We start from the raw sequence: 11,828 nt of genomic DNA on the forward strand, positions 1-11,828 counted from the left end.
TCATGCAGACCATCGACCGTTTCCTGTATTTACTGTCTACTTTTTTTTACATACCAGTAGTGGTGGGGCTGATATTCTTGCTGCTGTTCATCCTGTTCCAGTTTGGTCAATTCCTGGCCGTTGCTTATAAAAGGCTGCGGGATAAACATAGTACAACCACCGCCTACATTGCACGCATGCAGCAGGGTTCCGCTCCTGATCCTGCGAAAACAGAGATCGCATTAAGGGTCCTGATACATCAGCAACAGCACCGCAACGCTCGTAAAATACAGGCCGCCCGTTACTGTGTAAAGATCGGCCCAACGGCCGGGCTCATTGGCACCCTAACCCCCATGGCAAAAGCATTGGCCGGCCTCTCCCAGGGAGACCTGACCAGTCTGGCCGGGCAAATGATCACCGCTTTTTCCACCACGGTGTTGGGACTTATTATTGGCGGCATCGGCTATTCTATTGCTCATGTACGCATTAAATGGCAACAGGCAGACCGCTACAGGCTGGAACTGGAAGCCGAACATATTTATCAAAATCATTCTTTAAAACAAAATGAAGTTTCTTAATTCCCGCTCCCCCGCTGAAGATGATCTTCACGAAGAAGATCCTATGAATGGCGTAGCACAGTTGTTTGATGTGAGCATCGCGTTTATTGTAGCCGTGATCGCTGCACTGTTTACGCTTTTATCTTCAAAGGATCTTTTAAAGGCCGACAGCAGTTGGGAACTTGTGCAAAAATCCGCAGCCGGCGAAGCGCAAATTCATAATAAAGACAAGGCCGCTAACCCAGTCAGCCGTAAGGCCACTAATAAGCAACAAACCGGTAATGGCAAACGCCTGGGCACCGCGTATGAGCTGGACAATGGCGAAGTAATTTATGTGCCGGATAAATAAAAAAACAAATGAAGTATTTGAAAGTACTGCTACCGGTTCTTATCCTGTTAGGCTTTGGATGCCGGCAACACATGCACCAGCCAACGCTGGTATTGATCTCCACACACGCTCTCCTCGCCGGTTCCGGTATGGATGCGGCTATTGAAAAATACCGGGAGTGGTTCATTGTTAAAATTTACGACCCCGCCGGTTTCAATGCTGCGGAGGTTTCCGGGGCAGACCTGGTGCTTTGCGAAAGCCTGGGGGCACGTATCAGCCTGCTGCAGCCGCAACTGGACAGCATCAGGGCACGCACAAAGATCCTGTATATTGATACCCCCGGCGCACAGGGCAACGTGGATACCGTCCACAGCAAAGCACTGAAAAAATACTGGGATAATGCCAACACAGAAAACTTTGAAGGCCTGTTCAGTTATATCGGCAGCCGCATCTTTGGTCTTCCTGTTCCGTTAAAACAATGTATCGAATACCCCCCCTATGGTTTTTACCATACCGGCCAGGATAGCTTATTCAGGGATCTTTCTGCTTACCTGGACTGGTACGCCCACAATGCGGGGCACCGCTATAACCCTGATTCCATCACCATTGGGCTCGTATATTATCAAAGCGCTTTTGTAAAGAAAGACCTGAAAGTAATCGATGCACTGATCCGCAATATTGAAAGCAAGGGGCATAATGTGCTGCCACTCCTGGCCAAAGGTCAATTTAAGATCGATAGCTTTTTCATGCAGCACAATCATCCGGTAGCAGATGCATTGATCTATGGCGGAATGTTTCTTGATTTTGCCCATCCGGAACAGGGACGGCTCAGTGCGCAACAACTGGATCTGCCGTTGCTGGTAGGCGCGGTAAGCAGCACTGAAACAATACAGGACTGGGAGCATGGCCAGGGTGGGTTTTTGCCCCGCATGACCGACCGGCTTTTCTTTACAGAACGCGATGGCGCCTTTGAGCCCCTGCTGATTGGCGCACAGGCAAAAGATCCGAAAGGCAATACCTGGACCGCGCCCATCCCTTACCAGGTAGACTGGCGGGTAGATCGTGCGCTGAGCTGGGCACGGCTGCGCCGTAAAGCAAATCATGATAAAAAAATTGTTATCACGTATTACAGCGAAGGCGGCGGCAAGGCCAATGTAGGCGGTGATATTGATGCCTACCTTAACGTGCCTGCCAGCATTGTGAACCTGCTGAAAGCGCTCCGGGCAAAAGGCTACAGCACAGGAACAGCGCCCGTTCCATCAACTGCTGAACTATCAAAGCAAATGGCCTTGCATGCCTCCAATGTGGGCAGCTGGGCCGGAGAAGAGCTAATTCAGCGAAGCAGTAACGTACATCAAACCACGATCCGGATACCGGTAAGCCGCTACCTGCAATGGTTCCGCCAGTATCCTAAAAAGTTGCAGGACGCCGTAACGGATACCTGGGGACCGCCACCCGGTAATATAATGACCATAACAGCCGCCGGCGGTGAAAAGGAGTTTGTTATACCCGTGCTTCAATATGGTAACATCCTCCTGGCGCCGCATCCCAACTGGGGCCTGCAGGAAAATCAAAAAGTGATCTATGGCAGTTCAGCCATTCCGCCGCATCATTCCTATATTGCTTTTTATGAATGGATGAAACAGCAATACCGTGCAGATGCCCTGTTGACCCTGTTTACCCAGCTTTCGCTGATGCCCGGTAAGCAGGAAGGGCCGGCAGCAGATGATTTTACAGGACGTCTTATTGGTAACCTGCCGCATATTACTACAGTGCCACTGATGGCCGGCAGCGGTGTAAAAAACAAACGCCGGGCCAGCGCTTTAACCATCGGGTATTTTAATGAGCTGACCGATGCGGTGCTAAGCGATAGCCTGCAACAGCTAAAAAGAATGATTGATGATCGTAAAACGGCTACAAACCCGGTGATCAGGGAGCGGCAGACGCAAAAGATCATTGCCATGGCCCGGCAACAGCTGCCGGGTAAAAAAAGGGAGGCTAACGATCCGGAAGCCTACGTCAGCGCTATTGAGCATTATATACGGGGTATAATTGCCACAAAGATCCCCGATGGCAGTCATACTTTAGGTGAAGTGCCCCGTGGGGCAAAGTTACAGCGGCTGCTTAATGCGTTAACGGGCGCCGCTCCCCGCAATCAAAAGGATTCCGCCTACCGGAAATTCCTTCAAACAAAAAACGAATACCTCCGTCAGCTGGGCCGCGCCGGCGACGAGGTTAGCAATATCTTACATGCACTAAACGGTGGCTATGTGCCGCCCGGTCCTTCTGACGATATTTTACGCAACCCGGAATCGTTGCCTTCCGGCAGAAATCCTTACGGTGTTAATGATAAAGCGATCCCTTCCAAAGAAGCATGGGAAACCGGCAAACGCATGGCAGATCAGCTGCTGATCGATTTTGAGCAAAAACACGGCAAAGGACAATACCCCAAAAAAGTCGCGTTTGTATTATGGTCTACAGAAATTACCAACTCTCAGGGCGTGCAGGAAGCAGAGCTGTTGTACCTGATGGGAGTACAGCCGGTGTGGAACAGCAAAGGCCAGGTAATGGGTGCTGCGTTGATCCCCGCTGCGGATCTGCGGCGTCCCCGTATTGATGTACTTATTACCACTTCCGGTACTTACCGGGATCATTTTGCTGATAAGATCGCATTGCTTGACACCGCCGTTCGTATAGCCGCTGCTGCTCCGGATAGTAACAATTGGATTCGCATTCATTCGCAAACTTATCAACACACGTTGAAGCTTAAAACGCCCGGAACCGCGCGCATTTTTTCTACGGCACTGGGCGCTTACTCCACCAACCTGGAGTTTGCCGTGGAGAAGGCGGATAGCTGGAATAACGACACGACACTTTCTGATCTGTACTTAAAGCGGATGGGCAACAGCTATGGGAACAGCGATACGGCACAACAGTCAGCCTTATTTACGCTCAATATAAAAGATGTGGATGCCGCAGCTTTCAGCCGCAGCTCCCATGTACTGGGGATCATGGACCACCCGATGGTAGCGGCGTACTATGGGGCCATCAGCTTGGCCGTGCAAAATACCACCGGGCGGATTCCCGATCTGTACATCAACGATCTTGCTAACAAAAACGAAGCACAGCTACAATCCTTGCAGGATGCCTATCATAAGGAAATGGACACCCGCTACCTAAACCCGGCCTGGATCAAAAGTATGCAGGCACAGGGATATGATGGCGCGCGGTACATGGAGGCTTTTACAGAGAACCTGGAACTATGGAATATCACCAAAAAAGACATGGTTACCGATGCAGACTGGAACCAGGTATATGCCACCTACGTGGATGACCGCCTGCATCTTCAGTTGGATGTTTTTTTTGAGCAACATAATCCCTATGCAAAACAGGGGTTGCTCTCCCACTTGCTGGAAGCGGCAGAAAAAGGCTACTGGCATGCATCCGAACAACAGTTACAAATACTGGCCACCCGCCTTGCCACAACAGTAGCCCGGCATGGGGCGGCTTGTAACACCACGGTTTGCAATACCACGCAAACCCAAAACCAGGTGAAACGGGTACTCGAGAAAGTGCCCGGCGGTATGGTACTGGCAAAAAAATATACAACCGCTATTAACCGGTTAAACCTGGGTGCAACAAATGGCAAAGACATTTCAACCCCGGTAACGGGCTACCAGATCATGCAATCTAATAAAAAACAGCAGGCTGCAAAAGATTCCATAATCTATTGGCTAATTGCAGGACTACTGATGTTAATAATAGTGGGGTTTATGGCTGAAATCAAAAAACAGAACGGTTGATCTGGCAAACTGTATTGCTTAATAAGAGCAGTAACAGAAGATCAGGAGCGATTATAAAATAAATTAAACGACAATGACCAGGAAGCTAATTAAGATCATTCTTATTGCTTATTGCAGCACTATAAGCAGCTGCGGTTGTCATCATAAAGGCAATGGCACCTGTACCGCGCATCAAAGCATTGCACAAAAATCAAAAACAGTAATTAAACGGATCATACAAAATGATAAACAATATGGAAAGTAAAAACCACCGACTCCCCGTAACAGTATTGAGCGGTTTCCTGGGCGCAGGCAAAACTACCCTCCTCAATCATGTCCTGCACAATAAACAGGGTTTAAAAGTGGCCGTCATTGTCAACGACATGAGCGAAGTGAGTATTGATGCCCGGCTGGTAGAAGATACCGGCGCCCTGTCCCGGACCGAAGAAAAGTTAGTGGAAATGAGCAATGGCTGTATTTGTTGCTCGCTGCGGGAAGATTTAATGAAGGAGGTGGAAAAACTGGCTAAGGAAAAACGTTTTGATTACCTGCTTATCGAAAGCACCGGCATCAGCGAGCCCATACCCGTGGCGCAAACCTTTTCATACACCGACGAAGAAAATGGTGTGGACCTCTCCCGGTTCAGCTATATCGATACAATGGTTACGGTAGTGGATTGCTTTAATTTTTTTAAAGATTTCGGCACCGATGAGTTACTGAAAGACCGGGAGCTGACCGATATGGAAGGCGATCAGCGTACCATTGTAAACCTGCTGACCGACCAGATCGAATTTGCCAATGTGATCATCCTGAACAAAACCGACCTGGTAGAAGAGCACACGGCTGGCCTGCTGCAGGCGGCTATTCACAAGCTAAACCCGGGTGCAAAGATCCTGCGCTCCAGTTTCGGCAAAGTGCCCCCCGCGGAAATACTGAATACGGGTTTGTTTGATTTTGACGAGGCACAAACCTCTGCCGGCTGGCAAAAAGAGCTGGAGGCCGGAAATCATACACCCGAAACGGAAGAATTCGGGATCAGTTCTTTCGTGTTCCGGAACCCGCTCCCCTTTCATCCGGAGCGGCTCTGGAACTATTTAAACACACAATACCCCCAGGGCGTTATCCGCGCCAAGGGGCTGTTCTGGCTGGCCTCCCGCCCCAATGATGCCTTAAATTTTTCACAGGCCGGTGGCTCCTCCCGTATAGAAAAAGCCGGTAAATGGTGGTGCAGTATGCCCTATAATGAGCGCATGCGCTATCCTTCTTATGCATATAACAGGGACGCCATAGAAGGCCGTTGGAGCAAAAAATGGGGTGACCGTCTGAACGAGCTCGTGTTCATTGGCCAGGACATGGATCGGGCACTGCTGGTAAAAGAGCTGGAACAATGTTTATTGCAGGAGGCAGAACAGTATTTGTTTGACACAAAATCGGGATTTAAGGATCCGTTCCCAAAAGAAATTTGACGGCGGCTTGTTGAATAGATTGTGAATAAAGATCAGTTGCACTCCAACTCGAAAGGCTTTACCACTCTGCCATCCACAATGATCAAGAAATGTTTTTGACTCATCCTCCGGTACCGTAAAATCGGCAATGAGCAAGGGAAAATCTGCCAGGTTAGCCGGCTCGATTTCCTTTTTTTTGGTACTCAAACCAGGCAGCGTTTAGTGTTTATAATTTAAGCACTTTCCCCCCGGCTCAGGCGATTATGGCATAAGCTTTTGATGCTGTATAGGCCTTCATCTTATTCGTCCAGTCTGTTTTTATTTCCGCTTGCATGTTATTCCAGTTCGTTACATCATACATAATATAGAACTTTACACTATGTTTTTCTGCCGCCACTCTTACCTTTCCGGCCATTGCATCCCGCACCGGCCCCTCACCTCCTACCGGGTTAAACCGTTGCAGTGCTGCCATGTCAATCCCCTACTGCTGCATCCACGGTTTGATCGTCATACGACGAGAATAAGGTTGCCGGTTGCCCATTGCCCAGGTTCGCATAACTGGTAGCATACTTCTTTGTGTAGTCCTTCATATCCGGCCAGGAAACAATAGCGGTATTATCTTTGAAAGGTGCCCGGGACCAGTCATCTGCCCAGTGCCACCAACCGTTGATGGGAGCTCCATCACCGATACAGGCAAACCATCCCTGATAACCCACGGTCACTTTGCCCACTACATCACCCGGCGGAGAGGGCCAGTTTCTGCAATCTGACCGGTACTATCAGCGAAGCTGCCGTAAATCCCATTAACTACAGGGCCTTGATCCTGCAAAAAAATACCGGGTCAAAAAACTCAATCTCTATGACAATCAAAAAGCCCGCATCGACGAAAGCAACTGACCATAAACGCATTAAAAACCAACCTGCAATCCAACATTGATTACCCGCTGATTCATATAGGCATCTCCTGCAGTATTACTGGTTACCTCCGGGTCCTGCTGGTACAAACTGTAGTTGGTAAAGGTAAGCAGGTTATAAGCACTCAGGTAAACCCTGGCATTATTGATCTTAAAGGGCAGCCATCTGGAAGGAAGCTGATATCCCAGGTCTACGGTCTTTAACCGGATATAATTTGCATCGATCAGCCAAAAGCTGGACGGATATGCAGCCGGACTGTTTACAGACCCTGAGTTGGTGGTCAGCCTCGGGAACTTTGCCGCATCTGGATTATCTGGCGTCCATCTTAACTCGTGTATGGGCTGGAACTGGCTCTGGAAGGGCTCTATACCGGTGCCGGTAACATAAAAGCTATAGTTAAACGAGCCCTGGAATAAGATATTCAGGCTAAAACCCTTGTAGCTGCCGCCCAATGTTAACCCCGCCGTTGTATTGGGTAAATTGGGCTTTCCAATGGGGCCCATATCGTTTTCATCGATTACGTTATCACCATTAAGATCCTTATACTTCAGATCACCCGGCTGAACCGGGATAAGCGGCCTGGCGCTGTTATCAATATCTGCCTGATCCTTATAAAATCCCAGGAAACTGTACCCGAAAGTTTGCCCAATCGGGTGACCGGTTTTCAGCAGCCAGGGAAACGCGGGTGAGGCTTCGTCCTGAAAGCGGATCGTATTTTTTGCGTATGAGAACACGCCCGTTACATTGTATTGAAAATCCCCGATGTGGTTACGATAGGTCAGTTGTCCGTCGAAGCCCGTATTCTTCACTTTACCCATATTGAACCGCGCGGTTCCCACACCCAGTATCTGGGATATAGACCCGCGTGAGATTAGCTGATCATACCGGATATCGCGGAACCAATCGACCGTCAGTGAAATCCTGTCATCAAACATATTCAGATCTACCCCAAAATCCAGTTTCCGGGCTTTTTCCCAGGTAACGTTGTTATTACCCAGGTCGCCTTCAAAAACAGAAGGATATCCCACAGCGCTGCTTTCTCCAAAAGGATAACCACCTCCTTTCTCGTACTTCTGCACATACAGGTACCGGTTCCCGAAAACAAAGTCGGAGCCTACCACCCCGTAAGAACCCCGGATCTTTAACAAGTTGATCTGATCAATATTAAAGAAGCGCTCCTTATTAATGTTCCAGCCTAAACCGATCGCGGGAAAAAATCCATATCTTTTATCCGATTTGAACCGGTCTGAGCCATTGTATCCCAAATTGAAATCCATCAGGTACTTTTGTTTGTAATCATAGCCGATCTTAAAGCTATAACCCTGGAATTTATTGGGAACAGCTGCACTTTTCTGATCGGTGGCACTTTGCCGGTTAAAAAGCAGCAGGGATGTGAAGTGATGGTCATTGATAATACGATCATAGTTTAAGAAGGCCTGCAGATTGAGGTTCTTGTTATAGTCGTTGGTTGTTCCCAAAAGGGTATAACCAGATAGCTGGTATTGCCCCCTGGGATCGAGGGTATAGCTGCCATCTTCCGGATTATAATAGTACGATGGCGGAGAGTACCCTTCTGAAAGCCCTCCCCTGAACAGATGCCGGGAAGCCGATTCCGTACTGGCGTATGCTACCCGACCCGTAAAAGATAATCCCCTGGTTATCATATCCAGTTTTTCGACCAGGCCGAAAAGGATGTTGAGATCTGTTCTTTTATCTCTTGTATAACCGCTGTTGGCCAGACGTGCATTGAGCGTGGAAAGATTGCCCGGATTATACCGGTCGTAGGAATAACTGCCATTCGGATTCAGGAACGGTGCCGAATAGGGCCTGATCTTTTTAAAGTTATAGATCTCCCCCACGATATTCTGGGCATGGGGCTGGTTAAGGTCGCCAAAGCGGGTGGTTACGTCCAGGCGCACCGATAAACTTTTTGAAGCTTTAATATCCAGGTTGCTTCTGAAATTATACCTGCGGAAATAATAGTTATTGTTTAATTCATTACGCGGATCCGAAAAATCCCTGAGGGCTCCATTCTGAACAAAGGCGCCCCCCGATACAAAATATTTCACAATGTCATTTCCCCCGGAGGCATCCACATTGGCATTCGTTTGCAGTGAATAGGGTTTAAAAATAGCCTTGTACCAGTTCACATCGGGATGGCCATAGGGGTCATCGCCCGTTCTGAAATGCTCCAGGTCTGCTGCGGAGAACGGAGGGTTGAGCCCATCATTGGTATAGGCCTCGTTTTCGAGCAATACGCTGTGATAGGCATCCAGAAATTTCAGTTTTGTTACCGGGCTCTGCATACCGCCTTCGACCCGTGCATTTATTTTAGGTCTTCCCATAACACCCCTGCGCGTTGTTACGATCAGTACACCATTGGCGCCTTTGATACCATATATAGCGGTAGTGGACGCATCCTTTAAAATGGAGATATTCTCTATTTCGTTTACATTGATCTGTGCCAGCTGCTCATAGGTGTATTCGATATCATCTACAATAATGAGCGGTTTGTTGCCGTCCGGGTTTAATGAGCTTACTCCTCTTATGAAAAAATCAGAGGCATCTTTACCCGGCTGCCCCGAACGCTGCTGGGAAAAAAAACCGGGCAGTTTACCGGTAAGCGCATTCTGAACATTGGCCGTGGGAACAGTCCTTATATCATCAGCAGATATCGCACTCGCTGCCCCGGTATTGGTTACCCGCTTCTTGGTACCATATCCTACTACCACTACCTCATCCATCCCCTGGGATTTGGCCTGCATGGTAATTTCAAGATCCTTTTCTCCATCCGGTTCCATTTCGAGCGTCAAATAGCCCACCAGACTGAAAACCAGAGTATGCCCGCTATTTATATTGATCGTAAATTTTCCGTCCTCATCGGTTGTTGTACCGCCCGGCGCATCTTTTATGCTTACAGTAACGCCACGCAATGCTCCCATATTGTCCCGCACTACCCCTGATATTTTTCTTTCCTGGCCCCATAAAGCGGAACCCAAAAACAAGCAGAAAATTAATATGTATATACGCTGCATAAAAAAAGCTATTAACCAGTTTGTTCAATTTATTTTTACGAATATGTAACCGGTTTACCATCCCGGGTTCTGACGCATATTTGCGTTTTTTACTACCTCATCATAGGGGATCGGGTACAGATATTGCCGGGTTTTAAATACCGGTGTTGACACCTCAGCGGTTGAATAAGTCAGCCTTCCTGAAGAACCTTTTATGATCGACATACCATGTAACGGTGTGTTTGCAATGGTTTCGGCGATCTTCCATCGTCTTATATCCCAGTACCGGTGTTCCTCAAAGGCAAGCTCGATCCTGCGTTCGTCCCGGATCGCCTTCCGCATTTCTTCCCTGGTCATACCCGCTTTCAGGCCGTACATATTTTCAGCTCCTGCATCGATGCCTGCGCGTGCCCTCAAACCGGTTAACACATTGTAAACGTCGGCATCCGGACCGGAAAACTCGTTCCGGGCTTCCGCAAAATTCAGCAGCACTTCTGCATAACGAAAAAGGATAAAATCATGATAAACATCTGAAAAGTTATTGGTGGCCTCAAAAGCGCCCATAAATTTGCGCATATAATAACCGGTTCTCGTTTCAAGGTTCAGCGTACCCGGATGGCTTCTTCCGCCCTCAAACGTTTCGAGAATGGTATTGAGCCATTGATGGCCATTATAAAATATACTCATTCCTAGCCTTGGGTCCCGGCTGGCGTAAGGGTCGCTTATATTGTAGCCCGATCCCGCCGCATAAATATCCATTCCGTTTTTCATAGGAAACGCGTCTACAAGCTCCTGGGTTGGGCTGGTGCGCCCGTTAGCCGTACCGGGTGAATATCCAACGGGAGCATTGCTCACTTCGATCCCCGTGCTCTTGCTTTCCTCCCTTACGAAGATCACTTCCTTATTCGTTTTTCCTTCGGCACCATCCACCGTAATAAAAATATCTGAGAACAGCCCGGGCAGCAATGCATACTCTCCCCGGTCGATCAGTTCCTTTGCTGCATCCGCTGCCCGTTTCCAGCGGTTGGCGTCAAAACCGGTATACCCGGTCTTATCGTTCCCGGGTTCTATATTTCCCCCGTTGAACAGCGGACTTGCAGCATATAGCAGCACCCGGGTTTTTAATGCCAGGCAGGCACCACGGGTAACAGAATGATATTCGCCGGTGGCCTTGGTTTGCGCTATCGTACGTAAACTGTCTTTTATCTGATCGCATTCATTTACAATATAGCTCACACATGCTTCAAATGAATTCCGGGGCAGCTCCACGTCATCGCCCAGCGCGCCCACTTTATTACCCATCAGCGGCACACCACCGTACCGTTTTATCAGTTCAAAATACAGCAACGCTCTCACAAAACGAGCCTCAGCTTTATAAGCCCTTTTTTTGGGAAAGCCCGGAGCTACCATCTTGTTAAGCGGTACAATATCGATATTATTGATAAAAATATTGGCTTTCCGGATCCCCGCGTAACAGGTTGCCCAAACATTTTCACTGGATGGAAAAGAAGAAGACGTGTAGCCCCCTGTGGCCAGCTTATACACATCGCTGCTGCCGGTTTCTGATGAAATGGCATCATCGCTTGCCGCATCCAGCAGATCGGAACTAACCCGGTTAAAGCCCTTGGGCAGCGAACCATAGATACCGCTTAAATATTTTTCTGCATTTACCCCCAGCGAGTCGTCCTTATCGAAGATATACTCAATGGTATTTAACTCCAGCGGTACCTTTTCTATATTCTTGGCACATGAGCACAGTACCAGGATGCAACCGGTCAATATTTTAGAGGAAATACTCCTTATCATAC

9 protein-coding genes are annotated in these 11,828 nt (G+C 48.5%); 5 read left to right on the top strand and 4 right to left on the bottom strand.

Going from position 1 to position 11,828, the window contains the following annotated elements; genetic code table 11:
* The first annotated feature begins 2 nt into the window (after window positions 1–2).
* The 5 genes from LL912_RS04830 to LL912_RS04850 all read left to right on the top strand — a co-directional run bounded on the left by LL912_RS04830 (window position 3) and on the right by LL912_RS04850 (window position 6,112).
* Window positions 3–557, top strand: a complete 555-nt coding sequence (locus LL912_RS04830) for a MotA/TolQ/ExbB proton channel family protein (protein WP_235552422.1) — start codon at window positions 3–5, stop codon at window positions 555–557.
* Window positions 544–885: a DUF2149 domain-containing protein gene (locus tag LL912_RS04835; RefSeq protein ID WP_235552423.1), complete on the top strand. Its 342-nt coding sequence runs from the start codon at window positions 544–546 to the stop codon at window positions 883–885. The genes LL912_RS04830 and LL912_RS04835 overlap by 14 nt, the downstream gene beginning before the upstream one ends.
* A gap of 8 nt (window positions 886–893) precedes the next feature.
* Window positions 894–4,667 carry a cobaltochelatase subunit CobN gene (locus LL912_RS04840; protein ID WP_235552424.1) on the top strand — a complete coding sequence of 1,258 codons (3,774 nt, stop codon included), beginning with the start codon at window positions 894–896 and terminating at the stop codon, window positions 4,665–4,667.
* 73 nt (window positions 4,668–4,740) lie between these two features.
* Complete coding sequence (locus tag LL912_RS04845) at window positions 4,741–4,911, top strand: hypothetical protein (RefSeq protein WP_235552425.1); 171 nt, start codon at window positions 4,741–4,743, stop codon at window positions 4,909–4,911.
* A complete protein-coding gene (locus tag LL912_RS04850) occupies window positions 4,901–6,112 on the top strand; it encodes a GTP-binding protein (protein ID WP_235552426.1) in 1,212 nt (403 codons plus the stop codon). Before LL912_RS04845 ends, LL912_RS04850 begins: the two co-directional genes overlap by 11 nt.
* A 232-nt stretch (window positions 6,113–6,344) precedes the next feature.
* Here the strand turns inward: LL912_RS04850 and LL912_RS04855 are convergent, their stop codons facing one another.
* From LL912_RS04855 to LL912_RS04870, 4 genes are all read right to left on the bottom strand, one after another.
* Window positions 6,345–6,563 (bottom strand): hypothetical protein, encoded by a 219-nt coding sequence (locus tag LL912_RS04855; RefSeq protein WP_235552427.1) that lies wholly within the window; start codon window positions 6,561–6,563, stop codon window positions 6,345–6,347.
* A gap of 1 nt (window position 6,564) precedes the next feature.
* Window positions 6,565–6,813, bottom strand: a complete 249-nt coding sequence (locus tag LL912_RS04860) for a hypothetical protein (RefSeq protein WP_235552428.1) — start codon at window positions 6,811–6,813, stop codon at window positions 6,565–6,567.
* Window positions 6,814–6,999: 186 nt separating this feature from the next.
* Window positions 7,000–10,041: a SusC/RagA family TonB-linked outer membrane protein gene (locus LL912_RS04865; RefSeq protein WP_255785561.1), complete on the bottom strand. Its 3,042-nt coding sequence runs from the start codon at window positions 10,039–10,041 to the stop codon at window positions 7,000–7,002.
* 54 nt (window positions 10,042–10,095) lie between these two features.
* On the bottom strand, window positions 10,096–11,826 hold the full coding sequence (locus LL912_RS04870) for a RagB/SusD family nutrient uptake outer membrane protein (protein WP_235552430.1): 1,731 nt from the start codon (window positions 11,824–11,826) through the stop codon (window positions 10,096–10,098).
* Window positions 11,827–11,828: the final 2 nt, after the last annotated feature.

It is taken from the genome of Niabella agricola (assembly GCF_021538615.1).
GTDB lineage: Bacteria > Bacteroidota > Bacteroidia > Chitinophagales > Chitinophagaceae > Niabella > Niabella agricola.